A 25,859-nucleotide genomic window follows, 5' to 3' on the forward strand; every position below is an offset into this window, starting at 1 on the left:
GTCAAGGCTGAAGCTCAATTCACCGCCGCAATCAGGGTCTTCACTTTTCCGCAATAGGCCTTTGAGGCCTTGGTCATCGTCTCGGTCCGATGGCCGAACTGATAGCGCAGGATGGTGCCGCATGTGTCGCCGCGCGCCAATTTGTAAGCCTGGGCGAGATATTTTACCCCGTAACGGAGATTAGTCTCGGCATCGAGAAGGCCTGACGCGCCTCCCTGATAGCCGAGGGACTGGGCCGTGCGGACATTGATCTGCGTCAGACCCACATTGGCACCTCGGCGCGCAACAGGGTTATAGCGGCTCTCCAGGCGCACGATCGCATCGACCAGCGCAAACGGCACGTCATTTTCAGAGGCGTGGCGGGCGATCAGCAGCCTGACGGCGCCTGCTCTCGCGACATCGGCTTGCTTCAGCCGGAAACGCGCATCGTCCTGACCCGGCAAAATGGCGGAGGTCACCTCGACGCTCACAGGCTCGTCCTGATCGCCCGGCTGGATTGCGGCCTCGACCGCCGGCTCGGGCTGGGTCGCATCGGCCGGAGCTGTCGCCTGCTCCTGAGCGGCCTTCGGGTTTGATGCCTTCTCCGCCCCGCCTTTCGTGGCGATTTTCGTCGGCTTCTTGGCAGGGACGGCTTTGCCACTTTTTTCTTCGGCATCTGTCGGAGCTTCGGCTCCGGTGCTCACCGCAACGCTTTCAGAGGCTTCGATTTCGGCGCTGACAGGCTCCACAATGCTTGCGCCGTCACCACTTTCAGCGCTGGCCTGGGACACGATGGAAAGTGCAACGACGCCCAAAACCGCGACTGTGATCGTTCTCAAAAAATCCTGCAAAGCTACTCAAACCCTCGGTAGGCAATAGTGTCAGACAAATGGTCGGTGCGTGCCAAATAGGGCAAAGATGTGGCAGAACAAGACTCGACGAATCTGAGCGCCCCTTTAAGCTAGACAATACGTCGCAGCAAGCTTGGCCGCTTTACCTAACGAAATCTTACCGCTGTAGCCTGAGGAATTTTTCTACGCTTTACGCGGCTTCAGAGGAACGGATTCAGGCTTTGCGAGTTGGCGAGAGCGTAAGCTCGGGCTAAGTAGGGCTGGGCGGTCTACAGCCCGTTAGGTACAGGGAAGCTTCCATGAAAAAGATCATCACAGCGATTGCCGCTGGCGCGCTCACCCTCTCGATGGCGGCCTGCAACACCCCCGGCGAACGTGCGGTCGGCGGCGCCGCTATCGGCGGTCTCGCTGGTGCTGCAATCGGCGGCGCGGCCACGGGTCGTGCGGGTGGCGCTCTTGCGGGCGCGGCGATCGGTGCCGCCGGCGGCGCGATCATCGGCGCGGGCACTGCTCCGGCTCGCCCGGCTTGCCCCTATGGCACCTACCAGGACGTCTACGGCAACATCTACTGCCGCTAATCACGCTCTGAGTGACGTTTTCGGGGCCGGGATCGATCTCGGCCCCTTTTCTTTTGCGCGCACTTGAGCGACCACTCGATCACGATGATTCAATCGATTTGGGGTAAGCTCGGTGGCGCCGGCATCGGTCTGGCGCTAGGCGGGCCGATGGGCGCACTGCTAGGCGGTGTCGCTGGACATATGTTGATCGACCGCGAGGGCGCTATTTTCGGGCGACCACCGCGCGATGTCGTATTCACGATGGGCCTGGTGGCTCTGGCCGCCAAAATGGCGAAAGCCGATGGCGTCGTCGTGGATCGCGAAATCAAGGCTTTCGAGCAGATCATCGACGTCTCGCCCGACGACCGCGAGCGTGTGCAACGCCTGTTCGAACTTGCCATGAAAACCTCCGACGGCTTCGAGGCTTATGCCCGTCAGATCGGCGAGGAATTCAACGACGAACCAGCCTTGCTCGAGGACGTGCTCGACGGGCTGTTTCACATCGCCAAGGCGGATGGGGCGGTGCATGACGCCGAATTCGCCTATCTCCAGAACGTGGCGACGATTTTCGGTTTCTCCGAAGTGGAATTCGAGCGCATCGCCGCACGTCATGTCAGGCGGGCGGATGATCCTTATCTCGTTCTCAAGGCAGACCGCTCGTTCAGCGACGATGAGCTGAAAAAGCACTATCGAAAGCTCGTCGCGGAGCACCATCCGGATCGGGAAATCGCACGGGGCTTGCCGCCGGAAGCGGTCAAGATCGCAACCGAGCGACTGGCCATCATCAACGCTGCCTGGGAACGCATCGCAGCCGAGCGAAACATCAGGTGATCCGAATGAACGCCTCCCTTTCTCCCGAAAGCCCTGTTGCCGCGAAGGTTTTTCCTTCGCCCAACCATGGAGAGAGAAAGGACGGTCAGCGCCCGAACATGCTCGTGTTGCATTACACCGGCATGCCCGACGAGGGTGAGGCCCTGCAGTGGCTGTGCAATCCGGTCTCCCAGGTTTCGGCGCATTATTTCGTTTTCGGAGATGGACGCGTTCTGCAACTCGTTCCGGAATCCCGGCGCGCCTGGCACGCGGGCGTGTCTTTCTGGGATGGCGACGCCGACATCAATTCCTGCTCCATCGGCATCGAGATCGCCAATCTGGGCCATCCGGGCGGGCTGCCGGCCTTCCCTGATGCCCAGATGGAGAGCGTCACCGCCCTCACGAAGGATCTCGCCAGCCGATGGCGCATCCCGGCGACGCGCGTCCTCGGCCACTCGGACGTGGCCCCCGGCCGCAAGCTCGATCCCGGCGAGGTGTTTCCCTGGGAGCGATTGCATCGTGCCGGTGTCGGACACTGGGTGCCCTCCGCCGCTATGAAAGACGGGCGCTTCTTTTCGCGCGGCGATCAGGGCATGCCCATCGAGGCGCTTCAGGCGATGCTCGCCATGTATGGTTACGGTTTGAAGATTACCGGCGTGTTCGACGAGAATACCGAAAAGGTCGTCGCGGCCTTTCAACGTCACTTCCGGCCGGAGCGGGTCGACGGCGTCGCGGATGCCTCGACCATCACCACTTTGCGCGACCTGATCGCCAAGCGGCCCGCAAGCGTTGCCGCATGACAAAGAGTTAACTCGAAACCCGGCGAGATTTCGGCCACAATCGCCGCAAAATCGACGACATGTCCGATGGGGGGATCCGGTGCGGCGTATTTGGTTCTGGTTGGTGGGCTTTGGGATCGCGGCGGGCGCCGCCGGTTTCTTCATCTGGAAACCTGCGGGCGGCAGCGCAGCCGACGCGGCCTACAGGCTGGCAGCCGTCGAACGAGGCCCGGTCACAGCCAGCGTGCGCGCGACCGGAACGCTGAATCCTGTCACCACGGTTCTCGTCGGTTCACAGCTTTCCGGCCAGGTGGTGGAAGTACTGGCCGACTACAACACGCCGGTGAAGGAAGGCCAGGTCGTCGCGCGGCTTTATTCCGAGCAGATCCGCTCCCGTCGCGACGCCGCCATGGCGGATCTCGCGCAAGGCCAGGCCGACCGCGAGACCAAGCGCGCGCAGATCGACAAGGCTCGCTCCCAGCTCCAGAAAGCGGAAGCCGTCGCGGATGATCTGGCGGCGCAGCGCGACCGCGCGACTGCACAACTCGCGGAGGCGCAGCGCAACTTCGAGCGGCAGACGGAGCTCACCGCCCGCGCCGTCGGCACGCAGAACGCACTCGATCAAGCCAAGACCCAACTCGACGTGCAGCGGGCCACGATCGCGTCGGCCGTCGCGCAAATCGCCTCCAACCGCGCCGAGCAAACCGGCCTCAAGGCTGATATTTCTCTCGCGGAAGCGGCCCTGAAATCGGCGGACGCGTTGATCCTGCAGCGCGAAGCAAAGCTCAAAGACATCGAGATCGATCTGGCGCGCACCGATATCCGTTCGCCGGTCGAGGGTGTGGTCGTGAAGCGCGACATCGAACTCGGTCAGACAGTCGCTGCATCTCTGTCCGCGCCGACGCTTTTCACCATCGCGCAGGACCTGCGTGAGATCGACATCTATGCCAATATCGACGAAGCGGATGTGGGCCGCCTGAGGCCGGACCAGAAAGTCACGTTCACCGTCAATGCCTATCCCAACCGCACTTTCGGCGGCACTGTTCGCCTCGTTCGCCTCGGCGCGCAGACCGTGCAGAACGTGGTGACCTATACGGCGGTCATCAGCGTGAAGAACGGCGATCAGGCGCTGCTTCCCGGCATGACCGCCAATCTTCAGATTGTGACAGACGAGCGTGACAACGCACTGCGCATTCCAAACGCCGCCTTGCGTTTTCGGCCGGCCGGCGCACCGGCTGTTGCAGCGACGAAGGCCCCCGATTCAGAGGGACAGGGCGGCAAGCGGCAAGCGCGCAACAAAGAAGCGCGGGCGGATTCCGAAAACTGGACGGCCGGCCGGGTTTACCAACTCGACTCCGATGGCAATCCGCAAGCGGTGGTGCTGCGCCTCGGCGTGACGGACGGCAATTACACCGAGGTGATCCGTGGCGACCTGAAGGAAGGCGCGCCGATCGTCGTGGGCATCGGCTCGCGCAATGGCGGCGACGCCGCTGGCGCACCCGTGCCGCGCCAGCGCGCTCCTCGTCTGTTCTAGAGGATCGCGCCCGTGTCGCTCATTGAAACACACGACCTTCGGCGGGTGTACGAACTCGATTCAGGTCGAGTCGTGGCGCTCGATCACGCCTCACTCAGCATCGAAAAAAGCGATTTCATCGCTGTCATGGGACCGTCCGGCTCCGGCAAGTCCACCTTCATGAATCTCATCGGCTGCCTCGACAAGCCGACCAGCGGTCACTACCGGCTGGCCGGAACGGCCGTTGAAAGCCTTGATGCGAACGGACTTGCCCGGTTGCGCAACCGCGAGATTGGATTCGTCTTCCAGCAATTCAACCTGCTTCCCCGGATCGACGCGCTCAGCAATGTCGAACTGCCGATGATCTATGCCGGTTTCGACAAGAAGACGCGCCGCGACCGCGCTTTGCACGCGCTCGGCCGCGTGGGCCTGGCGGAGCGCGCCCACCATCGCCCGATGCAGCTATCCGGCGGACAGCAACAACGCGTCGCCATCGCGCGGGCGCTCGTCAACAGCCCGAGCCTTCTTCTCGCCGACGAACCCACCGGAGCCCTGGACAGCCGGACGGCGATCGAAATTCTGGCGCTGTTTCAGGAACTCAACCGCGAAGGCGTCACCATCGTCCTCGTGACCCACGATGCGGATGTCGGCCGCCACGCGCGGCGTCTCATTCGCTTCAAGGACGGAAAGATCCTCGACGATCATCGCCAGACCCCGCTCGATGCTCGCGACCTTCTTTCCGCGGAGGTCGCGGCATGACATTGATCGAAGCCATCCGCTCAGCGCTTTCCGCCATCACCGCCAACGCGCTTCGCAGCCTCCTCACCATGCTCGGCATCGTCATCGGCGTCGCCGCCGTCATCGCGATGGTGGCCATCGGTTCGGGCGCGCGCAACCTCGTCGATCAGCAGATCCGCTCGCTCGGCGCGAACCTCGCCATCGTCACGCCGGGGAACGTCACACAAGGCGGCGCGCGGCTTGGCGCAGGCGCTTCATCGACGCTCACCGACGAGGATGCGGACGCGATCCGGCGCGAGGTCGACGGCGTCGTGGCGGCAGCGCCCTTCGTGCAAGGCACGACCCAGGTCATTGCCGGCGGCAATAATTGGGGCACGCGCATCTACGCCATCGACCTCGATTGGTTCGCTGCCCGCGAGTGGGACGTCGCCACCGGCCGCAGCTTCGACCCCGAGGAGGTGCGCCGGGGCGATATCGTCGTCATCCTCGGCCAGACCGTCGCCAAGAATCTGTTCGGCGAAGATGACCCCATCGATCAGGTCGTGCGCGTGCGAAACGTGCCCTTCCGCGTCATCGGCGTCATGGCCACGAAGGGACAATCGGCCTTCGGTCAGGATCAGGACGACGTGATCTTCGTGCCCCTCGATGCAGGCCGCCGCCGCGTCATCGGCCGCAACTACGCCAAGGACAGATCGGTCGGCTCGATCTTCGTGAAATTCGCGAGCGAGGATGACATCGAGCCCGGCATCGAAAGCATGACGACATTGCTGCGCCAGCGCCACCGTGTCATCGGCGACCAGGAGGACGATTTCTCCATCCGCAACCTGACCGAGATCGCCAACACGGCGTCCGCCTCCGCCAACACGCTGTCCATGCTGCTCGCCGCGGTCGCGGCCGTGTCGCTTCTTGTGGGCGGCATCGGCATCATGAACATCATGCTGGTGTCCGTGACCGAACGGACGCGCGAAATCGGCCTTCGCCTTGCGGTCGGAGCGCGCCCGCGCGACATCTTGAGCCAATTCCTGATCGAGGCGACGACGCTGTCCACCATCGGCGGCGCACTCGGCGTCGGCTTGGGCGCAGGCGCGGCCTATCTGGTCGCCCGGATCGCGGGTTGGCCCTCGCTGATTTCTCCAAACGCCGTCGTCCTCGCCGTCGGCTTCTCCGCACTCGTTGGCATCTTCTTCGGCTTCTACCCGGCACAGCGCGCCGCGAAGCTCGACCCGATCGAAGCGTTGCGGCGGGATTAGAGCCTAGCGCGCCCTGTCATCCCCGGCGGCCGTCAGGCCGGGAATGACACGCTTGGCGCCCCCCCCCGCCGCTATGGCCTGCAATCTCCCGGATCGCCTTACAGCGTCCGGGATGACTGTGTTGCAGAGGGCCCTATTCCGCTGCAATCACGTTGTACGCGGCTGGATCGTAATTGAGGATCGGCGAGAGCCAGCGTTCCACTTCCCCGATGCTCATACCCTTGCGCGCCGCGTAATCTTCCACCTGATCGCGCTCGACCTTGGCGACACCGAAGTAATAGGCCTCCGGGTGCGACAGGTAGAGACCCGACACGGACGAGCCCGGCCACATGGCGTAGGACTCGGTGAGCGTCACGCCGATCTTGCGCTCGGCGTCGAGCAGGCTGAACAGCGTCGCCTTCTCGGTATGATCGGGTTGCGCAGGATAGCCCGGCGCGGGGCGGATACCCTGATATTCCTCGCGAATGAGATCTTCGTTCGTGAGCGTCTCATCCGCCGCGTAAGCCCAAAATTCCTTGCGCACGCGCTGATGCATACGCTCGGCAAAGGCCTCTGCCAAACGATCGGCGAGCGCCTTTACCAGGATCGACTGGTAATCGTCGTTCGCCCGCTCGAATTTCTCCGCGATGCGGACTTCTTCGATGCCCGATGTCACGACGAAGCCACCGATATAATCCGCCTTGCCGCTTTCAAACGGCGCGACAAAGTCGGACAGGCACATATTGGGCTTGCCGTCGCGTTTCGAGAGCTGCTGACGCAAGCCGTGGAAGGTCGCGAGCTCCTCGGTACGGCTCTCGCCCGTGTAAAGACGGACATCGTCTCCGACCGTATTTGCCGGCCAGAAGCCGATCACCGCCTTGGGGTTGAACCAACGCTCGTCCACGAGGCGCTTCAGCATGGCTTGCGCATCCTCATAGAGCTGGCGCGCAGCCGCACCCTGCTCCGCATCGTCAAGGATCGCGGGGAAGCGACCCTTCAGTTCCCAGGTCTGGAAGAACGGCGTCCAGTCGATATAGGGAACCAGTTCGGCAACATCGTAGCTGCGGAACACGCGAGCGCCCGTGAAGGTCGGCTTCGGCGGCTGATATGGCGTCCAGTCGATCTTCGGCTTGTTGGCGCGGGCTTTTTCCAGCGGCAGACGCTGCTTGTCGGCTTCCGAACGCGCATGGGCATCCGCCACTTTGCGGTACTCGGCCTGGATCGTCTCGACGTAAGCGCCCTTCATGTCGGAAGAGAGCAGCGACGAGACCACGCCGACAGCGCGGCTCGCATCCGTCACGTAGACGGTCTGCCCCTTGTTGTAGTTCGGATGGATCTTCACTGCCGTGTGGACCCGGCTCGTGGTCGCGCCGCCGATCAGAAGCGGAATGTCGAAACCCTCGCGCTCCATCTCGCTCGCCACATACACCATCTCGTCGAGAGACGGGGTGATGAGGCCGGACAGACCGACGATGTCCACGTTCTCCTTGCGCGCGGTCTCCAGGATCTTCTGCGCGGAGACCATGACGCCGAGATCGATGACCTCATAGTTGTTGCAGGCCAGGACCACGCCGACGATGTTCTTGCCGATATCGTGCACATCGCCTTTCACGGTCGCCATCAGCACCTTGCCGGCAGCGGAGCGCATGGCGGCGCCGGAGCCTTCCTTTTCCGCCTCCATGAACGGCATGAGATAGGCGACCGCCTGTTTCATGACGCGGGCGGACTTCACCACCTGCGGCAGGAACATCTTTCCTGCGCCGAAGAGGTCGCCGACCACGTTCATGCCCGACATCAACGGGCCCTCGATCACATGAAGCGGACGCTCGGCATCCAGGCGCGCCTCTTCCGTATCCTGATCGATGAACTCGGTAATGCCGTTGACCAGAGCGTGCTCGAGGCGCTTCGCCACCGGCCACGAGCGCCATTCGAGATCGGCGATCTTGACCGCTCCTGCCCCGTCGCCCTTGAAACGCGGCGCGGCCTCGAGCAGCCGCTCGGTCGCATCGGGGCGGCGATTGAGAACCACGTCCTCGCACAACTGGCGCAATTCCGGATCGATCTGCTCGTAAACCGCCAGCTGCCCGGCGTTTACGATGCCCATATCCATGCCGACCTTGATCGCATGAAACAGGAATGCCGAATGCATCGCCTCGCGCACCGGTTCGTTGCCGCGGAATGAGAAAGACAGGTTCGATACGCCGCCCGAGATATGCGCGTACGGCAACGTCGCGCGGATGATGCGCGTCGCCTCAATGAAGGCGACGCCGTAGCCGTTATGCTCCTCGATGCCCGTGGCAACCGCGAACACGTTCGGATCGAAGATGATGTCTTCCGGCGGGAAGCCGATCTCTTCCGTGAGGATCTTGTAGGCGCGCGTACAGATATCGACCTTGCGCTCCAGCGTGTCCGCCTGCCCCTGCTCGTCGAACGCCATCACGACGACCGCGGCGCCGTAGGACCGGCAAATCTTCGCTTGCTGGATGAAGGACTCGATGCCCTCCTTCATCGAGATCGAGTTCACGATGGCCTTGCCCTGAATGCATTTCAGGCCAGCCTCGATGACGTGGAACTTGGATGAATCCACCATCACCGGAACGCGCGCGATATCGGGCTCGGTGGCGACGAGATTGAGGAACTCGACCATCGCCTTCTCGGAATCGAGCAATCCCTCGTCCATGTTGACGTCGATCACCTGGGCGCCGTTCGCGACCTGATCGCGCGCCACGTCGAGAGCGGCAGCGTAATCGTTATTGGTGATGAGTTTGCGGAACTTGGCGGAACCCGTTACGTTCGTGCGCTCGCCGACATTCACGAAGGGAATGTCGGAGGTGAGGATGAACGGTTCGAGACCGGAAAGCCGCATCATCGGCTTCACTTCGGGCACCCGCCGCGGCGTCTTGCCGGCGACAGCCTGAGCGATGGCCCGGATATGGTCAGGCGTCGTGCCGCAGCAGCCGCCGACCACGTTGACGAGACCTGCATCCGCGAACTCGGCGAGCATATTCGCCGTCGCCTCGGGGCGCTCGTCATAGAGGCCGAATTCATTCGGCAGACCGGCATTGGGATAGGCGCAGACAAAGGTATCCGCGACCTTGCCGATCTCCTGGATATGCGCGCGCATTTCCCGCGCGCCGAGCGCGCAGTTGAGCCCGATCGAGAAGGGATTCGCGTGGCGCACCGAATGCCAGAAGGCGGTCGGCGTCTGGCCGGAGAGCGTGCGGCCCGACAGATCGGTGATCGTGCCGGAAATCATGATCGGCAGCTTCACGCCTTTTTCGGCGAAGACCTGATGCGTGGCGACGATGGCGGCCTTCGCGTTGAGCGTATCGAAGATCGTCTCGATCAGAATGATCTCCGAACCGCCATCGACGAGGCCCCGCACCTGCTCGGCGTAAGCATCGCGCACTTCATCGAAGGTCACGGCGCGATAACCCGGATTGTTCACGTCCGGCGAGAGGGAAAGGGTGCGGTTCGTCGGGCCGATGGCGCCCGCGACGAAACGGCGACGACCGTCTTCCTTTTGCGCGATGAGCGCGGCTTCGCGCGCGAGGCGGGAACCTTCGCGGTTCAGTTCGTAGACGATCTCCTCCATGCCGTAATCGGCCTGGGCGATGGAAGTGCCGGAGAAGGTATTGGTCTCGACGATATCAGCGCCAGCGCGGAAATAGTCCAGGTGAACCGCGCGCACCGCATCGGGTTGGGTCAGGATGAGAAGGTCGTTATTGCCTTTGACGTCCTGCTTCCAATCCTTGAAGCGCGCCCCTCGAAAATCCTCTTCCGAGAACCGGGATCGCTGAAGCTCCGTTCCCATCGCGCCATCGAGCACGAGGATGCGCTTGAACGCGATTTCGCGAAGCGCCTTCAGAACTTCAGCACCATCAGCGGGAGCGGCAATAAACGTCGTCATATCATTTCTCTCGTCTTGGCCGGCTGCCCCGAAACCATCCACCCCTCATGGGTGGCAATAGCAAATGCCCGGATCCAATCCGGGCATGACACAAGTTAAGCGGCGGCCTTCACGCTGTGATCGCGCAATCCCAGCAGGTGACAGATCGCATAGACCAGATCCGCCCGATTCATGGTGTAGAAGTGGAACTCGTTGACGCCGCGATCGACGAGGTCGATCACCTGCTCGGCGGCAACCGCGGCCGCGATCAGTTTGCGGGTGTCGACATCCTGGTCCAGGCCCTCGAAACGAGCGGCGAGCCAATCGGGCACGCTCGCACCGGTCTTGGCGGCGAAATTGGCGGTCTGCTTGAAGTTCTGCACCGGCACGATGCCCGGCACGATAGGGATATTGATGCCGCGCGCGCGGACGCGGTCGAGGTAGCGGAAGTAGAGGTCGTTATCGAAGAAGAACTGGGTGATGGCCCGGTCCGCGCCGCAATCGACTTTCGCCTGCAGCGCGTCGATATCCGCATCGAGAGACGATGCCTCGGGGTGCTTTTCGGGATAGGCAGAGACCGACACCTCAAAGTCGCCGATGGCCTTGATGCCTGCAACCAGGTCGCAGGTCTGCTGATAGCCTTCGGCATGGGGCTCATAGGCCGTTCCTAGCCCGCCAACCGGATCGCCGCGCAGCGCCACCACATGGCGCACGCCGGCTTCCCAATAAGACCGGATCACGCTGTCCACCTCTGCCTTCGAGGCGGCGACGCAGGTCAGGTGGGCGGCAGGCTTGAGGTTGGTCTCGCGAACGAGGCGCGAGACGGTGGCGTGGGTCCGCTCACGGGTCGAGCCGCCCGCGCCATAGGTCACGGAGACAAATTGCGGAGAAAGCGGCGCCAGTCGCTCGATGGACGCCCACAGGGTCGTCTCCATCTCGGGAGTCTTCGGAGGGAAGAACTCGAACGAAACCTTGATCGAACCGGTGCTTTGTCGGCTGGGGCGAAGGGTAAGCGGCGACATCAGGCAACCTCTTTATCGGTTTCAGCCAAAGGCCAATCCGTCGCCACGCGACGGTCCTGACCCAGCCAAAGGGAAACGATCAATTGTTCGGCGCCCTTCTTGGAAGGGGCGATTTCGCGCGTGAGCGTGCAATCAAGCCCGGCCTCGTCGAGCCAACTGGCGACTTGCTCGGGTGCGAAACCGAGGCGGCGATGTGCCTGGGCTTCCCGTAGGAATTCGAGGTTGTGAGGCGCGAAATCGACCACGAGAATGCGCCCGCCCGGCGCAACAAGGCGGGCCGCCTCGCGGATCGCCCGCGCCGGGTCGTCAAGATAATGCAGCACCTGATGGATGACGACGAGATCGAACGTGTCGCGCGGGAACGGAGGCGCATAAATGTCGCCCTGCCGCAGTTCGATGCGCGACACCCCGGCTTTTTCCAGATTGGCGCGAGCGACAGAGAGCATGGCATGGCTGGCATCGAGCCCGACCGTCCGCGAGGCGCGCGGAGCAAGCAACTGAAGCATCCGCCCGGTGCCGGTGCCAAGATCGACGAGGTTGCGGATCGGCTTCGACCCCAGTGCCTCCAGAACGGAAGCCTCGACCACTGCCTCTGGGGCATGAAGCGAGCGTAGGCGGTCCCATTCAGGAGCGAGGCGGGAGAAGAAGGCCTGGGCAGCCTGCGAGCGTTGGGCGCGCACTGTCTCCAGACGTGTCCGGTCCTCCAGCAATTGCGGGTCGGAACGGTCGAGATTGTCCAGCATCGGACGCAGGATGCGCAGACCCGCGCCTCGATCCGTCAGCCGGAAGAACGCCCAGGCCCCTTCCCGATGCCGTTCCACCAGCCCCGCCTCGACGAGCAGCTTGAGATGGCGGGAAATGCGGGGCTGCGACTGGCCCAAAATGTCCGTGAGATCCGAAACCGAGAGTTCTCCCTCGGTCAAAAGCGCAAGGATCCGCAAACGCGTTTCCTCAGCGGCCGCCCGAAGGATGCTGAGCGTTAAATCCAGCGATGGGGCTGCTTTCTCGGCCATATCGAAACACGATCTCACATATAAACATATGTTTATATCCGTTCCGGCAAAACAGCAAGAGCGTCAGGCGGATTTAGCGCGCCACCGCGCGTCGGCCTGCGGCATCTTGACTGTCCCGAGGAAAGAACCGTGAGTATTGACGAAAGTCATGGATGCAAGGGCCATTCTTCTCAGAATTACAGATAGTTGCGAGGTCAGCCGGTGAAGGCTGCGACCGTACCTGTGGGGCCGTTCGACCTATCCTTCATGAGAAGGGACGCGTTATGAGTGCCATGCTGATTAATCTCATTCTCCAGGTTCTTTCGGGCGCTGTCGGCGGCAATATCGTCGGCAAGGCGTCAGACCGGCTCGACCTCGGTCCCTTGGGCAACTCCATCGCCGGTGCGCTCGGCGGCGTCGGTGGCGGGCAGCTTTTGAATATGATGCTTGGTGCCGGAGCGGGCACTGCTGCCACCACGATGAGCGGGATGGATATCGGTGCGATCATCAGCCAGATCGCGGGCGGCGGCGTGAGTGGCGCCGTGCTGACGCTGGTAGTTGGACTGATCCGACAGGCGATGAGCGGAACGCAGGCGCACTAGACTGCTCTGCATTGACGAGTGAGACGTGAGCGACCCCTTTGGGTGTCAGCGTCTCACTTTGGCGCGCCCGGCGGCGAGAACCAGAAGCAGGACTGCCCCCGAAACGAGCCACGCTGTCATGCCGATCGGCTCGCGATTGAGAACGGATGCGATTAGCAACGTGACGAAAGTCTGCAGCAATTGAACCTGGCTCACACGCGCGATGCCGCCAAGGGCGAGACCCGCATTCCAGGCGAAGAAGCCGAGATACTGGCTCATCAAGGTCACGTAAGCAAAGCCGATCCAGCTCCAGGCCGGGACCGATGTCGGTGAGGCCGGCATGAGCCAGAATGCGACGGGGACGGTCACGGGCAAGGCCACCACGAGGACCCACGAGATGACTTCCCATCCGGCAAGCCCGGCGCGGACTAGTTTCGCGGAGAGCACATAGCCTAGAGCGGATGCTGCGACCGCGCCCAGGAGGAAAAGGTCGCCTTGCCTCAGCGAGCCGGCCCCTTCGAGAAAGGTGAAGCCGGTGACAAGCGCCGCGCCCGCCACTGCCGCCAACCAGAAGGCGGCGCTCGGTCGTTCCCCGGCGATCAGGGTGCTGATGACGGAGGTCACAAGCGGCAGGATCCCGAGCACCACCCCACCATGTGCTGCGGGAACGGTTTGCATGGCGAGACCGGTGAAGCCTGGGAACCCCGCGACAAGACACAAGGCGACAAGAACGAGCGTGCCGAGCTGCTTCCGGCTCGGCCATGGCCTACGCAGAACGACCAGTGTCACGCCAGCGAGAAGCCCTGCGAATGCCGCACGTCCTGCCGTGACGAAGAATGGGTTGAGATGCTCGACGGCAAGATGCGTGAAGGGCAGCGTGCCGGCGAAAATGCAGACGCCGACAAAGCCGAACAACAATCCCAAGGTTTCCCGCCGCATCTTACTCATGCTGAAACGCCAGCGCGCCGACGATTGCCGGCGCGACCGTTCCACCCCTTCACTCAGGCATGATCGTGTCGGACGTCTCGATCTCCGCTTCTTCCGATCATGCTCAACGGAAGGGAGGCTCGTCGAAGCTGCGCAGCTTGCGCGAATGCAACGATGAGCGTTGATCGCGCAAGATGTCGATGGCGGCAAGGCCGATCATCAAATGCTCGCTCACCGCGCGCTCATAGAAGGCATTCGCCGCGCCCGGCAACTTGATCTCGCCATGGAGCGGCTTGTCGGAGACGCAGAGCAGCGTGCCGTAGGGCACGCGCAGACGGTATCCCTGCGCCGCGATCGTGCCGCTCTCCATGTCGACCGCGATGGCGCGGGAGAGGTTGATCTGCCGCCGCTCCTGGCTCCAGCGGAGTTCCCAGTTGCGGTCGTCGTAGGTCACGACAGTGCCGGTGCGCAGCCGCCTTTTGAGTTCCTCACCCCGTTCCCCCGTGACGCGCGCGGCGGCCTCCTGCAGGGCCAGCTGCACCTCGGCGAGAGCCGGGATCGGGATTTCCGTCGGCACGGCCTCATCAAGGATGCGATCGCGGCGGAGATAGCCGTGAGCAAGCACGTAGTCGCCGATGGTCTGCGATTGCCGTAAGCCCCCGCAATGCCCGACCATCAGCCAGCAATGCGGACGCAGGACAGCGAGATGGTCCGTGATGTTCTTGGCGTTCGAGGGGCCGACGCCGATATTCACCAGGGTCACGCCATGCCCGTCGCGATGAACGAGGTGATAGGCGGGCATCTGGAAACGGTGCCAGGGCGAAGATCCCACCAGCTCGGCGACGGCCGCCTCGTCGAGCCCGCGCTCGATGGTGATGCCACCCGGCAAAACCAGCTTGATGTAGGGGCTCTCGTCCTTCGCCAATTCGCCGACCGCCCAGCGAACGAACTGATCCACATAGCGATGGTAGTTGGTCAAAAGGATCCAGGGTTGGATCGAGCGCCAGTCGCTGCCGGTGTAATGCACGAGGCGGCGGAGCGAATAGTCGCTGCGGGCCGCATCGAAGAGCGCCAGCGGGCGCGGTTCGTTCTCGTGGAAGATCCAGGTGCCATCGGCAATCTCGTCACCGACCTTCGCAAGGAGCGGCGTCGGGAAATGCTGTGCGAGTTCGGCCGCCGAATGCGCGCCCCGCCCGAGTTCGTCGCCGCGCTCGAAAACGTAAGGATAGGGAATTTCCTGATCGCTCACCCCGACTTCCAGCGTCGCGCCATAGTCGCGCACGAGGTAATTCAGTTGTTCCTGCAGATAGCTTTTAAAGAAGGCGGGCTGCGTCACGGTCGTTGCGTAAACACCCGGCCCCTGGAACTTGGCATAGGCGCGCTGCTTGACCGGCGGCACCGAGTTGGCCCGGTAGATGACGCGAAGTTCGGGATACCGAAAACGGGCCCGCTCGCTGGCGGTCGGCGCTATGCCGGTGGCGAAGAAATGCTCAAGCGCATGGCGTTGCGCGTCGATGGCGGCGTCATGCAGCCGGATGAGCTGAGCGACTGCTTCTTCGGGAGTGGCGACGGATTTGAAGGCTGAAATGTGATCGGCGGGCACGTGGACTTCTCATTTTTGTGTCTCGTGCCTCAAGGGTCATACACTGTTTCATCGAAGAACCCAACTGCCTTAATTCAAGGATTTGGGTTCCGCAGCGTCACGACCATCAAAACGGTATCGCGTCTCCCTGCCAATCGAAAAAGCCGCCCGTTTCTTTCAGTGTCAGCCGATCGACAAGTTTCACGAGTCCGGCGGCGCTCTGTTGCACCGAAATATCCGCTCCCGAACCACCCATGTCGGTTTGGACCCAGCCCGGATGCACGGCAATCGCCGCGATCCCGTCCACCGCAAGGTCGGTCGCGAGTCCCTGCATGACCTTGTTCACGGCGGCCTTGGAGGCGCGATAGGCGATCCGGTCCGATTTTGCGTAAGACAGGGAGCCCATGCGGCTCGATATCGTGACGATCTTGGCCTGCGGCGATCGACGCAACTGGGGCAAGAACGCCTGCACGACCCGCAAGGGCCCGAGCGTATTCACCCGCAACGTGTCGAGAAAGCCCTCGAAATCCATGTTGAGGGTCGACTGCCGGTCAGGGCCGATGATGCCAGCATTGTTGATGAGCACATCGACCGGCTCGTTCACGCGGCTCGCAGCGTCGGCGATCGAGGCCTCGTCGCGAACGTCCAGCTTGAGCAATTCAAGCCGGCCGTTCTTGACGAAGGCCTCCCATTCGGCGGGCACCTGACCCGGATCGCGAACCGTCCCGATCACGCGATCTCCACGGGACAACAGGATGCGGGTCAGCTCTTGGCCGATTCCACGTCCGATGCCCGTGATGAGGTATGTGCCCATGACAAGTCTCTAGCGCGAGAACTTCTTGTACTTGATGCGGTGGGGAATCGTGGAATCCACACCGAGGCGGCGCTTCTTGTCTGCCTCGTAATCCGCGAAGTTGCCCTCGAACCATTCCACATGGCTGTCGCCCTCGAAGGCGAGGATGTGGGTGGCGATACGATCGAGGAACCAGCGATCGTGGCTGATGATAACGGCGCAGCCCGCGTAATCTTCCAGCGCCTCTTCGAGCGCGCGGAGCGTATCCACGTCGAGGTCGTTGGTCGGCTCGTCGAGGAGCAGGACGTTCGCGCCCGACTTCAGGATCTTGGCGAGGTGCACGCGGTTGCGCTCACCGCCTGAGAGCACGCCGACCTTCTTCTGCTGGTCCGCGCCCTTGAAGTTGAATGCGCCGCAATAGGCCCGCGCATTGATTTCGCGCTTGCCGAGATAGAGCACCTCGTTGCCGCCCGAGATTTCCTCGTAGAGCGTCTTGTTCGGGTCGAGGGAGTCACGGCTCTGGTCCACATAGCCGAGCTTCACGCTCTCACCAATGGAGATCTTGCCCTCGTCCGGCTGCTCCTGGCCGTTGATCATGCGGAACAGGGTCGTCTTACCGGCGCCGTTCGGGCCGATGATGCCGACGATGCCGCCCGGCGGCAGCTTGAAGGACAATCCGTCGATCAGCAGCTTGTCACCGAAGGCTTTTTTCAGACCGTCGAACTCGATGACGTTGTTGCCCAGGCGCTCGGCGATCGGGATGATGATCTGCGCGGTCGTCGGGGCCTTCTCGTTCGCCTTGGCGACGAGGTCCTCATAGCGCTGGATACGAGCCTTCGACTTGGCCTGACGGGCCTTCGGCGAGGCCGAAACCCATTCGCGCTCGCGCTCGATGGTGCGCTTGTGCGCCTCATCCTCGCGCCCCTCCTGCTCAAGGCGCTTCTGCTTCTGCTCCAGCCACGAGGAGTAGTTGCCCTCATAAGGAATGCCGCGGCCACGGTCGAGTTCGAGAATCCAGCCGGTGACGTTGTCCAGGAAGTAACGGTCGTGGGTGACGATCAGGATCGCGCCGGGATAGGAGCGCAGATGCCCTTCGAGCCAGCCGGTCGTCTCGGCGTCCAAATGGTTGGTCGGCTCGTCGAGGAGCAGCAGTTCCGGCTGTTCGAGCAGAAGCTTGCAGAGCGCGACACGGCGGCGCTCACCGCCCGAGAGCTTATCGACGCCCCAGTCGTCCGGCGGGCAGCGAAGCGCGTCCATGGCCTGATCGACCTTGGAATCGAGATCCCACAGGCCCTTCGCCTCGATCTCGTCCTGAAGGCGGGTCATCTCGTCCGCCGTCTCTTCCGAGTAGTTCATGGCGAGATCGTTATAGCGGGTGAGGATCGCCTGCTGCGGGGCTACGCCTTCCAGCACGTTCTCGCGCACCGTCTTCGTCGGGTCGAGCTGCGGCTCCTGCGGCAGGTAGCCGACGCGCGCGCCTTCCGCGACCCAGCCCTCGCCGTTCCAGTCCGTGTCGATGCCGGCCATAATGCGCAAGAGCGTCGATTTACCCGCGCCGTTGACGCCGAGCACGCCGATCTTTGCGTCCGGGTAGAAGGACAGGTGAATATTGTCCAGGACCTTCTTCCCGCTGGAATAGGTCTTGGTGAGGCCACGCATGTGGTAGATGAACTGACGAGACACTGAAAAAGCCTGCTAACGGGGTTGAAGGAGTTGCGCGTCAGTTAGCAGGGGGGGAGGGCCGGAGCAAGGCGGACAAGTGACGGGCGAGTGCCTGATCAGAGAAAGCGGAATCCTGTTTTGCCGAAAGATCACGCGGCTTCAGAGACCGAACGGATATGTTTCCGGCATCCCCTCGCTATGGGCGTGCGACAGCGGCGTCACGGCCTTCGTCTTGTCGAACCAGACGAACGCGTCGAACTGCTCAGCGAGGATCGCCTCGAAATAATGGCTGTAAAGCTCACTTTCGGGCCGATAGATCACGCCGATGGCCCGTTCCAGGCGCGGGCGGGATAGAGCGTCGATCAGTTCGTTCTGCCCGTTTTCCCGCCAATCGGTCAGAAAACGGCCAAGCCCCGCATCCCGGAAAAGCCGCTCGTGGCTGTCCGACCGCGCGGGCCGCACGTCCTTGACCTCCATAGGCGCATCCCAATCGCTCGCGGCAGCAACCGTCCCGCGATCCGTGCCGAAGCCGATGAGCACCGCCTTGTCGCGGTAGGACGTACGGCAAAGCCCGCCGATATTGAACTCGCCCTGCCAGCCCATCGCGGTGGCTGACGCGTCGCCGATGTGGGAATTATGCGCCCAGATGACCGCCCTGGCCCCTTCCCGCCTGGCCAGCAGGCTCTCGAGGGTCTCGAACATGTGCCGGTCGCGCAGGTTCCAGGATTCCGTCGCGCCCTCATACATGATCCGGTAATAATGCTCTGCCGCGTGGACGATCTTGGCGTTCTGAATGGCATCCAGAAACTCGTCGCTGCCGTCGGCCCCCAGATAATCGAGCCGGTGGTCCAGCATGGTCTGAAGCTGGGCGAGCAGCGCCCGGTCGCAGGGTCGCTTCTGGCCGGTCAGAACGGCCTTTCCGTAGCGTGCAGGGTCGGACTGCCAGGGGCTGAGGCAACCAAAGCGCGCCCTCGCCTCCTCGGCGGCTTGTCGATCGACCCTGTCGAGATAGTCGAGTACCGCACGGATCGATGTGTTCAGGCTGTAGATATCGAGGCCCCGGAACTCGACCTGGGCGGCTGCCGGACGGTCCTTGTTGTAGGCCCGCATCCAGTTGACGAAATCGGCCACCTCCCCATTGCGCCACATCCAGGTGGGAAAGCGCTCGAACGCCACGTCCTCACCCCGGGGAACGGGTTTATGCCGCACATAAGCGTCGATCCGCGCCGCGTCCGGCCAATCGGCCTCGACGGCGACGACGGTGAAGCCATGCTCTTCGATCAGCCGCCGCGTGATCGCCGCGCGGGCGCGATAAAACTCCGACGTGCCATGCGTCGCCTCGCCGAGAAGCACCACATGGGCATCGGCGAAGCGGTCGAACATTGCGCCGAAAGCCTGACCATCCGAGAGAGGCGGAAGCGGTTCGCCCTGATCGCGCAGGGTGCCAACCGCCTCCTTGATGGCCGCTTCGCTCTCACTCCGCTGCCAGCGCAACCAGGCCATGGCCGCCACTCCCGAGGCTGAAGCAAAACCTACTAACGGCTGCCCCGGTTGCGCTGTTCCGAGTTTACAACCCGCGAACGAGCCCGCCGTCGACCATGATGTTCTGGCCGGTGATGTAGCCCGCATCGTCCGAGAGCAGGAACGCCGTGGTCTTCGCCACCTCGGCCATGGTGCCATAGCGCCCCATCGGAATGCGGGCCATGCGGTCGGATTTTTCCGGCAGGCTGTCAATGAAGCCCGGCAGGAGATTGTTCATGCGGATGCCTGCTTTGGCATAGCGGTCCGCGTAGAGCTTCGCGAAGGAGGCGAGCGCCGTGCGCAACGCCGCCGAAACCGGAAAGTCCGGATCGGGCTCGAAGGCGGCAAAGCTCGAGATGTTGACGAGGGCCCCCTTCCCCGCCTTCTCCATGACCGGGGTCACGAGGCGGGCCATGCGCACCACGTTCATAAGCACGACGTCGAGCCCCTTGTGCCAATCCTCATCGGGGATGGCGAGAAGATCACCCTTCGGCGGATGGCCGGTATGGTTCACAACCGCGTCGACGCGGCCATAGCGGTCGAGCGTCGTTTTGACGAGCCGCTCCAGATCGGCCGGTTCCGTCACGGACCCTTGCACGGCGAGAGCCTCCGTCTCGCGGGCGATGGCTTGCAGATTATCCGAGCGCGCAAGCAGTGCGAGACGATAACCGCGTGCGTGCAGCTCTTTTGCAATGGCCGCGCCCATTCCCTGGCTGGCGGCGGTGACGATGGCGACAGGACTCATGAAAACATTCCCTCAGCGATCCGTCGAAGGGGCCACAGATAGCCGAAGACTTCAAGGCCGCGTTCATGCCTCGGGCGACTTGGGGGACCCGTTGAGGGTCGTAAGCGCCGCAGCCTTCACCACATCCGGGTTATCCACCCCCGGCGGCATCTGAACGACCACCTGCGGCCGGGCGAAATCGACGCCCTCACGGGCAAAGGCATCGCGGATGCGGTGGAAGACCTCCCGTCGCAGTGCGAATTGCTCACCCGGCTTGGAGGTGAACTTCACGCCCACCACGAGCCCGTATTGCTCCATGCGTCGCACGCCCTGGAACTTCAGCGGCTGGAGCAGATGGGGCATGAGTTCGGGATCGCTGTTCAGCTCCGCCGCGATCTGTTTCACGATCTTTTTCGCTTTAACGAGATCCGTGTCGAAGGCGATCGTGAACTCGATCTTCACGATGGTGTAGTCGCGGCTGTGATTGACGATCTGCCGGATCTCGCCGAACGGCACCGTATAGAGCGGGCCGCGCGGATGGCGCAGGCGCAACGAGCGGATCGACATCTTCTCGACATTGCCTTTCGCGTTGCCAATCTCGATGAACTCGCCGAGGCGGAAGGCGTCGTCCGCCAGGAAAAACAAACCGGAAATCACGTCCTTCACCAAGGTCTGCGATCCGAAGCCGATGGCAATGCCGAGAACACCGGCACCCGCCAGCATGGGGCCGATATTCACGCCGAGCGAGGCGAGGATCACCATGCCCGTTACGACGGCGATGAAGATCCCCGTCGCGGCGCGCAAGAGCGGCAGAAAGGTCTCGATGCGGGTCGAGGTCCTGGTGTGCCCCGGCTCCTCGGCGTGCTCCCCCTCACCATGCGCAGGCGGGCTATAGGAATCCAACGCCGTGCGCGCGAGTTCCCACAACATCAGGGCGAGCGCGCAGGCGACACCGGTATCGATCAACGCCCGCACAACAGGTTGCCCGATCCTGTCCGAGGCAAGGGTCAACGGATTGATGCCCCAGATGACGGCCAAGCCCAGCCAATACGCCGCGAAAACGGCAAGGCGCGCGCAGCGCCTGAGCGCCTGCCGCCAAGGCCGCGTTTCATCGGCAGCGACGTCTGGTTTCACGAACAGGAAGACCAGCACGACACCCAGCAGGAGAACGCTTCCAGCTCCTTTGACGAAGGCGAAACCGCCCTGATTGACGGAAGAAACCAAGGTCATGATGGCGGTCAGCCCCAGCATGAAATTGGAAACGCCATACCAATGGGGGCGAATGTATTGGACGATAATATCGCCCTTCTCGTGCGGCAACTCCCAATCGAGGGGCAAGGTATCCCGAAAAGCCTTCAGCACCGCGAACCCCGTGCCGATGAACACGAGCCACAGGATCGTCGCGAGCGCCAGCCGCGCCTCCGGCTCGACGCCGGCAATCCGCATCAGGCCCAGGCCAATATAGCTGAAGACCAGGATACCGAGGCAGAGCTGGATCCGTTGCAGGGGCCGGCGGGCGATTTCGGCGGCTGCGGGCTTGATGAAGGTCCGCAAGAAGGCGCCCACGATGTGAACGACGCTCCAGGCCAGGGCGATGGAAAGCGCGGTCGAGCGGATGGGAGATCCTTTGAACGCGAAGAAGACCAAGGACGGCAGAGGAATCAGAAGGCTCAGAAGGAAGGTTCCGCCGCGACCCGGCCCGACTTTCTGCGGATTGCGTGAGCGCCAGAAGCGCCTTGCGAGCTGCTCAAGCACATAGCCCGCCAGGATCGCGGCCGTAACCGTCAGCAGAAGGAGCAGCATGGCGCGGAGCGGAGGACGGTCATCGACGATCCACTGGATCGTCCGTCTAAGGGCATCCGGAAGGCGATCGAACCCCCGTCCGACCGTCTCGGCATGGACCGCGATTTTCTCCGCCGCCTCTTCCGACGCGCCGACGAGGGCCGATGCATCTTCCTGCGCAGACGCCGCCCCGCTCCCTGCGAGGAAAACGCCGATACCAATTGCACCCGAACCGAACCGCGTCATCGCCTGACACCTCGCTTCATAGCCGCCGGGCATACGAGACGTTCCGGCGTTTTTCTATGAGATACGATTAGATAGGGTGCCGCGACGGCATTGACAGAAACAATGCCTAGAAGGATTTAGGCCACCGCCGCCATCATCTCCGCCAGGGCTTCCTCGGCGGCGAGAACCGTCGTCATCTGGACTGTATGGGCGAAGCGGTAGGGCTCGCCATAGATCGTCTCGTCAGGGAACTCGGTGATGAGGGTCAGCGGGGTCGGATGACGCTCCTCCGCCGTCAGCAGGCAAGGCACGCCGTTGATGATCTCATAGGGAGTGCCCCCGGTGTGGATCGAACAGATCTCGATCTGACGACGATTGAACTCCACGAGCCCCGGAACGGCCGAAAGGCGCTTTGTCACCGCCTCGACCAAATCCCTCGCGCGCTCGGTCCATGAAGGGTGGTGGCGCAGGATCAGGAAGAAGCCCTTCGGGATCGTCCAAAGCTCGAAGCCGCGCGGCAGGTAGCCGGTAAAGGGCCGGGTCCATTCATGGGCCGGGTAACCGTGCAGATTGACGTGCAGTTGCGCGCCCGACATCTCCAGCGCCTTGAGGCGTGCGCCGACTTCGTAGGTCGGGTTGCCGCGATCGTATTCCACGTCGCTGCCGAGCGAGGTGTAGCGCGCCGCGTGGTGCATGTGGCGCGGATTACCCTCGCAGAGACGTCCATGGAGGGCGTATCCATCCGGGTTCTCGACCGGGATCAGGGCGATATTCGCGTCCGGATCGGCGAGGAGTTGGCGCACCGCACGAAGCGCGCCGACAGGGGCCGAGGTCTCGTTGGCATGCTGCCCCGCCGACACGAGAACCGCAGGCCGGGAGCCAGGGCGGTAGAGGCCGCGCACCGGACGTCCCTCACGAGAGCGGCCCTCGAAGGTCTCACCCGGCAACGCGGCGAGTTCCCGATGAAGCTGGGCCAGGCTTGGCGCAGCATCGGCCTTCGCGAGCACCTGTTCGGGTCGAACCGGATCCTTCGGGACACCGAAGGAGCGCAAGGCCACGCGCACATGCGCATCGCCCTCACCGGCACGGATGTCGGGCACGATCTGGCCCGGCTGCACGCTGCGGTCCTCGGGCGGCCGGCCGGACTTGCGCTTGAAGAATTCGAGGAGCGAGAAATAGAAATCCTCGTGCAGCGCCTCGCGCGTGCTCATGACCTCGTCGCCATAAGGCAGAGCGCGCTCGATGCCCGCCATGGTCACGTCGATGGCAAGCGTTTCCGCATAAGGCTCTTCCGTCGGCCATTCGTGGGCCTCGATGGCCGCCATGACATTCTGAAAGACGAGCTCGGCATCCGTCTCAAGATCCTCGTCGATCTCCGGCGCGTCATCGGGACGGTGCGTGATCCGCAGCCAACCGGTGGGCGTCAGGTCGATCTCGTCGAGATGGTTCTCGCGCAGGCGGTTCGGCGCGAACACCTCGTGCTCGGCAACGCGTCCGTCGCGATATTCCGCTTTCACCCGATAGGTCAGATCTGCCTCGCCGGCCTCGAACTGCGTCTCGACGCCATCGAGCAGAGCCGCCAGCGGATAGGCTTCGGAGAGGAAGCGCAAGCGAGCAGCTTCTTCGTGCACGGGAAAGCGCAGGGTAACGCGCTTCAGGTCGCTGGTGTCGATCTCTTCGAGGAAGGCATGGATCATGGGCTTGTAGGCGCTGCGCAGATGCGCCTCGACGCCAACCTTCGCGAACGTATTTTCCGCGTCGCGCCGGGCCGCCTCATCCTCGAACAGCCACGCCTCCAGGCGCGCGCCGCGATGCTCGGGCTTGGCCCAATCGCGCAGGAGCGCATCGAGGGTGCGCGGAACGCGCGTGTCCAGCAAAATGATCATTTTCCAGTCTGTCCCGTCGGATCCAACAAATCACGCAGCCAATCGCCCAGCAGGTTGAGGCCGAGCACGGTGAACATGATGGCGAGGCCAGGAAAGACGCTGACCCACCAAGCCGTCTGCAGATAGGTTCGCCCATCGGCGAGCATGCCGCCCCAGCTCGGGATCAACGGATCGACGCCAAGCCCGATGAAGGTCAGGCTGCTTTCGAGCAAAATATTGTTCGCCACATTGAGCGTCATCAGAATGACGATGGGGCCGAGCACGTTGGGCAGAATATGCGTGAAGATGATGCGACCGTTCCCCACGCCGATGGCGCGGGCGGATTGAATGAACTCCCGCTCGCGCAGGGCCAGAACGGAGCCGCGCACAAGGCGCGCATATTGCACCCATTGCGCGACGATCATGAAGAAGATCACCTTGTCGACGCCTGTGCCGAGGATGGCGAGGAACATGATGGCGACGAGGATGAACGGCAGCGCGAGCTGAATATCGGCAAAACGCATCAGCAGGATTTCAGCGATGCCGCGATAATATCCCGCGGCGAGGCCGACCAGCGTGCCGATCGTCATTGCGCCCAGCATCGAGAGCAGGCCGACGGTCAGCGAAATCTTGCCGCCTACGACGACGCGCGCCAGCATATCCCGCCCGAGCGGATCGGTGCCGAGGATATGAGCTGCTTTCTGGAATGGCGGTACGAGACGCGCCATCAGGTCCATGCTCTCGCCGCCATCCGGGAACAGAAACGGCGACAACAGAACGGCAAGGCTCATGCCGCCTGCAAAGAGAATGCCGAGGGTGAATTCGAGCGACCGGAAATGCCGCCGGCCTGAAGATACAGCTTGAGCCGCCGCCATAAGCCTCACTCCGTCCGGATGCGGGGATCGACGAGCCCATAGGCGATATCGACCGCGATGTTGATGAAGACGATGAAAAGCGCCAGCACCGTTATGGAGCCTTGAAGCACAGGGTAGTCGCGCGCCGAAATGGCGTCGAAGGCCAGCGTGCCCATGCCGGGCCAGTTGAACACCCGTTCCACGATGACAATGCTGCCGATCAGGCCGCCGAACTGGAGGCCGATATAGGTCACGAGCGGAATGGCGGAATTGCGCAGCGCATGCTTGTAGAGCACCACCCAATCCTTCAGGCCTTTCGAGCGGGCCACCATGATGTATTGCTGCGAGAGCGTTTCCAGCATCGAGGTGCGCACGAGCCTGACATTCGTCGCGGTCAGGATAATCGCCATGGTGAGCGCGGGCATCACGAAGCTCTGCGGTCCCTCCATGCCGCTGGGCGGCAGAAGGCCGAGGGTGATGGAGAAGAACAGCACCATCATGATCGCAAGCCAGAAATTCGGGAATGACAGGCCGACAAGCGACAGGATGCGGATGAGCTGATCCGGCCAGCGTCCGCGCTTCACCGCCGCGTAGACGCCGAGCGGAACCGAAATAGCAATCGATGTCAGAAGCGACGCGAAGGCGAGAAGCAGCGTCGCGGGGAGCGCCTGGCCGATGAGTTTCGCCACGGGCGTTCCGCCCATGAAGCTGCGCCCGAAATCGCCCACCAGAATGCCCTGGAGGAAGCTGAAATACTGGGCGAAGAACGACCGCTCGAGGCCGAGCGCCTTGCGGATATTCTGCAGATCCTGCTCGGTGACGCCACCAGCGCCACCGGTCAGCATGATTGCAGGATCGCCCGACAACCTGACCGCGAAAGAGACGATCAGGGTGACAGCCAGGACCACGAAGACGGCCTGAAACAGCCGCTTGAGGATGAAACCCGCCATTTCGTGATCCTGTTTCTTATTGTTGTTCGATGCG

General features: G+C 62.9%; 21 protein-coding genes. 7 read left to right on the forward strand and 14 right to left on the reverse strand.

Annotation, left to right across the window (positions count from 1 at the left end; translation table 11 throughout):
• Positions 1 to 14: 14 nt before the first annotated feature.
• Positions 15 to 818: a lytic transglycosylase domain-containing protein gene (locus I2H38_RS09465; RefSeq protein ID WP_196271597.1), complete on the reverse strand. Its 804-nt coding sequence runs from the start codon at positions 816 to 818 to the stop codon at positions 15 to 17.
• 311 nt (positions 819 to 1,129) lie between these two features.
• Here I2H38_RS09465 and I2H38_RS09470 point away from each other — a divergent pair, with 311 nt between their 5' ends.
• The 6 genes from I2H38_RS09470 (at position 1,130) to I2H38_RS09495 (ending at position 6,477) form a co-directional block, all read left to right on the forward strand.
• Positions 1,130 to 1,408: a hypothetical protein gene (locus I2H38_RS09470; protein WP_167672295.1), complete on the forward strand. Its 279-nt coding sequence runs from the start codon at positions 1,130 to 1,132 to the stop codon at positions 1,406 to 1,408.
• A gap of 84 nt (positions 1,409 to 1,492) precedes the next feature.
• The gene (locus tag I2H38_RS09475; protein ID WP_196271598.1) at positions 1,493 to 2,218 is read left to right on the forward strand and encodes a TerB family tellurite resistance protein; all 726 of its coding nucleotides are present in this window, start codon (positions 1,493 to 1,495) and stop codon (positions 2,216 to 2,218) included.
• A gap of 5 nt (positions 2,219 to 2,223) precedes the next feature.
• Positions 2,224 to 2,997 (forward strand): N-acetylmuramoyl-L-alanine amidase, encoded by a 774-nt coding sequence (locus I2H38_RS09480; protein WP_196271599.1) that lies wholly within the window; start codon positions 2,224 to 2,226, stop codon positions 2,995 to 2,997.
• A gap of 79 nt (positions 2,998 to 3,076) precedes the next feature.
• Complete coding sequence (locus I2H38_RS09485; protein ID WP_196271600.1) at positions 3,077 to 4,510, forward strand: efflux RND transporter periplasmic adaptor subunit; 1,434 nt, start codon at positions 3,077 to 3,079, stop codon at positions 4,508 to 4,510.
• A gap of 12 nt (positions 4,511 to 4,522) precedes the next feature.
• Complete coding sequence (locus I2H38_RS09490) at positions 4,523 to 5,248, forward strand: ABC transporter ATP-binding protein (RefSeq protein ID WP_196271601.1); 726 nt, start codon at positions 4,523 to 4,525, stop codon at positions 5,246 to 5,248.
• Positions 5,245 to 6,477, forward strand: a complete 1,233-nt coding sequence (locus tag I2H38_RS09495; RefSeq protein WP_196271602.1) for an ABC transporter permease — start codon at positions 5,245 to 5,247, stop codon at positions 6,475 to 6,477. Before I2H38_RS09490 ends, I2H38_RS09495 begins: the two co-directional genes overlap by 4 nt.
• A 133-nt stretch (positions 6,478 to 6,610) precedes the next feature.
• Here the strand turns inward: I2H38_RS09495 and metH are convergent, their stop codons facing one another.
• The 3 genes from metH to I2H38_RS09510 form a co-directional block, all read right to left on the reverse strand.
• Entirely contained in the window at positions 6,611 to 10,366 is a 3,756-nt protein-coding gene (gene metH, locus I2H38_RS09500) for a methionine synthase (protein WP_196271603.1), read from the reverse strand.
• 95 nt (positions 10,367 to 10,461) lie between these two features.
• On the reverse strand, positions 10,462 to 11,367 hold the full coding sequence (gene metF, locus I2H38_RS09505) for a methylenetetrahydrofolate reductase [NAD(P)H] (protein ID WP_196271604.1): 906 nt from the start codon (positions 11,365 to 11,367) through the stop codon (positions 10,462 to 10,464).
• Positions 11,367 to 12,380, reverse strand: a complete 1,014-nt coding sequence (locus tag I2H38_RS09510) for an ArsR/SmtB family transcription factor (RefSeq protein ID WP_196271605.1) — start codon at positions 12,378 to 12,380, stop codon at positions 11,367 to 11,369. Before I2H38_RS09510 ends, metF begins: the two co-directional genes overlap by 1 nt.
• Positions 12,381 to 12,652: 272 nt before the next feature.
• Between I2H38_RS09510 and I2H38_RS09515 the strand changes: the two genes are divergently transcribed.
• Positions 12,653 to 12,961: a hypothetical protein gene (locus tag I2H38_RS09515; protein ID WP_407664051.1), complete on the forward strand. Its 309-nt coding sequence runs from the start codon at positions 12,653 to 12,655 to the stop codon at positions 12,959 to 12,961.
• 45 nt (positions 12,962 to 13,006) lie between these two features.
• Here the strand turns inward: I2H38_RS09515 and I2H38_RS09520 are convergent, their stop codons facing one another.
• From I2H38_RS09520 to I2H38_RS09565, 10 genes are all read right to left on the reverse strand, one after another.
• Positions 13,007 to 13,888 carry a DMT family transporter gene (locus I2H38_RS09520; RefSeq protein ID WP_196271607.1) on the reverse strand — a complete coding sequence of 294 codons (882 nt, stop codon included), beginning with the start codon at positions 13,886 to 13,888 and terminating at the stop codon, positions 13,007 to 13,009.
• 103 nt (positions 13,889 to 13,991) lie between these two features.
• Positions 13,992 to 15,470, reverse strand: a complete 1,479-nt coding sequence (locus I2H38_RS09525; RefSeq protein WP_196271608.1) for an AMP nucleosidase — start codon at positions 15,468 to 15,470, stop codon at positions 13,992 to 13,994.
• 106 nt (positions 15,471 to 15,576) lie between these two features.
• Complete coding sequence (locus I2H38_RS09530) at positions 15,577 to 16,263, reverse strand: SDR family oxidoreductase (RefSeq protein WP_196271609.1); 687 nt, start codon at positions 16,261 to 16,263, stop codon at positions 15,577 to 15,579.
• A gap of 9 nt (positions 16,264 to 16,272) precedes the next feature.
• Entirely contained in the window at positions 16,273 to 17,925 is a 1,653-nt protein-coding gene (gene ettA / locus I2H38_RS09535) for an energy-dependent translational throttle protein EttA (protein WP_196271610.1), read from the reverse strand.
• A gap of 138 nt (positions 17,926 to 18,063) precedes the next feature.
• Positions 18,064 to 19,407, reverse strand: coding sequence for an erythromycin esterase family protein (locus tag I2H38_RS09540; RefSeq protein ID WP_196271611.1), 1,344 nt, complete (start codon positions 19,405 to 19,407; stop codon positions 18,064 to 18,066).
• Positions 19,408 to 19,471: 64 nt separating this feature from the next.
• Entirely contained in the window at positions 19,472 to 20,170 is a 699-nt protein-coding gene (locus tag I2H38_RS09545; protein WP_196271612.1) for an SDR family oxidoreductase, read from the reverse strand.
• Positions 20,171 to 20,233: 63 nt separating this feature from the next.
• Positions 20,234 to 22,177 carry a mechanosensitive ion channel family protein gene (locus I2H38_RS09550; protein ID WP_196271613.1) on the reverse strand — a complete coding sequence of 648 codons (1,944 nt, stop codon included), beginning with the start codon at positions 22,175 to 22,177 and terminating at the stop codon, positions 20,234 to 20,236.
• 116 nt (positions 22,178 to 22,293) lie between these two features.
• The gene (locus I2H38_RS09555; protein ID WP_196271614.1) at positions 22,294 to 24,042 is read right to left on the reverse strand and encodes a M14 family zinc carboxypeptidase; all 1,749 of its coding nucleotides are present in this window, start codon (positions 24,040 to 24,042) and stop codon (positions 22,294 to 22,296) included.
• Positions 24,039 to 24,896 carry an ABC transporter permease gene (locus I2H38_RS09560; RefSeq protein ID WP_196271615.1) on the reverse strand — a complete coding sequence of 286 codons (858 nt, stop codon included), beginning with the start codon at positions 24,894 to 24,896 and terminating at the stop codon, positions 24,039 to 24,041. The genes I2H38_RS09555 and I2H38_RS09560 overlap by 4 nt, the downstream gene beginning before the upstream one ends.
• A gap of 5 nt (positions 24,897 to 24,901) precedes the next feature.
• The gene (locus tag I2H38_RS09565) at positions 24,902 to 25,825 is read right to left on the reverse strand and encodes an ABC transporter permease (RefSeq protein WP_196271616.1); all 924 of its coding nucleotides are present in this window, start codon (positions 25,823 to 25,825) and stop codon (positions 24,902 to 24,904) included.
• Positions 25,826 to 25,859: the final 34 nt, after the last annotated feature.

It is taken from the genome of Microvirga alba (assembly GCF_015694465.1).
Lineage (GTDB): Bacteria > Pseudomonadota > Alphaproteobacteria > Rhizobiales > Beijerinckiaceae > Microvirga > Microvirga alba.

Excerpts from the sequence above, each read along its gene's own strand:
- I2H38_RS09470 (WP_167672295.1), top strand. The coding sequence starts at position 1,130 with ATGAAAAAGATCATCACAGCGATTGCCGCTGGCGCGCTCACCCTCTCG.
- I2H38_RS09475 (WP_196271598.1), top strand. The coding sequence starts at position 1,493 with ATGATTCAATCGATTTGGGGTAAGCTCGGTGGCGCCGGCATCGGTCTG.
- I2H38_RS09480 (WP_196271599.1), top strand. The coding sequence starts at position 2,224 with ATGAACGCCTCCCTTTCTCCCGAAAGCCCTGTTGCCGCGAAGGTTTTT.
- I2H38_RS09495 (WP_196271602.1), top strand. The coding sequence starts at position 5,245 with ATGACATTGATCGAAGCCATCCGCTCAGCGCTTTCCGCCATCACCGCC.
- metH (WP_196271603.1), bottom strand. The coding sequence starts at position 10,366 with ATGACGACGTTTATTGCCGCTCCCGCTGATGGTGCTGAAGTTCTGAAG.
- metF (WP_196271604.1), bottom strand. The coding sequence starts at position 11,367 with ATGTCGCCGCTTACCCTTCGCCCCAGCCGACAAAGCACCGGTTCGATC.
- I2H38_RS09510 (WP_196271605.1), bottom strand. The coding sequence starts at position 12,380 with ATGGCCGAGAAAGCAGCCCCATCGCTGGATTTAACGCTCAGCATCCTT.
- I2H38_RS09515 (WP_407664051.1), top strand. The coding sequence starts at position 12,653 with ATGCTGATTAATCTCATTCTCCAGGTTCTTTCGGGCGCTGTCGGCGGC.
- I2H38_RS09520 (WP_196271607.1), bottom strand. The coding sequence starts at position 13,888 with ATGAGTAAGATGCGGCGGGAAACCTTGGGATTGTTGTTCGGCTTTGTC.
- I2H38_RS09530 (WP_196271609.1), bottom strand. The coding sequence starts at position 16,263 with ATGGGCACATACCTCATCACGGGCATCGGACGTGGAATCGGCCAAGAG.
- I2H38_RS09540 (WP_196271611.1), bottom strand. The coding sequence starts at position 19,407 with ATGGCCTGGTTGCGCTGGCAGCGGAGTGAGAGCGAAGCGGCCATCAAG.
- I2H38_RS09545 (WP_196271612.1), bottom strand. The coding sequence starts at position 20,170 with ATGAGTCCTGTCGCCATCGTCACCGCCGCCAGCCAGGGAATGGGCGCG.
- I2H38_RS09550 (WP_196271613.1), bottom strand. The coding sequence starts at position 22,177 with ATGACGCGGTTCGGTTCGGGTGCAATTGGTATCGGCGTTTTCCTCGCA.
- I2H38_RS09555 (WP_196271614.1), bottom strand. The coding sequence starts at position 24,042 with ATGATCATTTTGCTGGACACGCGCGTTCCGCGCACCCTCGATGCGCTC.
- I2H38_RS09560 (WP_196271615.1), bottom strand. The coding sequence starts at position 24,896 with ATGGCGGCGGCTCAAGCTGTATCTTCAGGCCGGCGGCATTTCCGGTCG.
- I2H38_RS09565 (WP_196271616.1), bottom strand. The coding sequence starts at position 25,825 with ATGGCGGGTTTCATCCTCAAGCGGCTGTTTCAGGCCGTCTTCGTGGTC.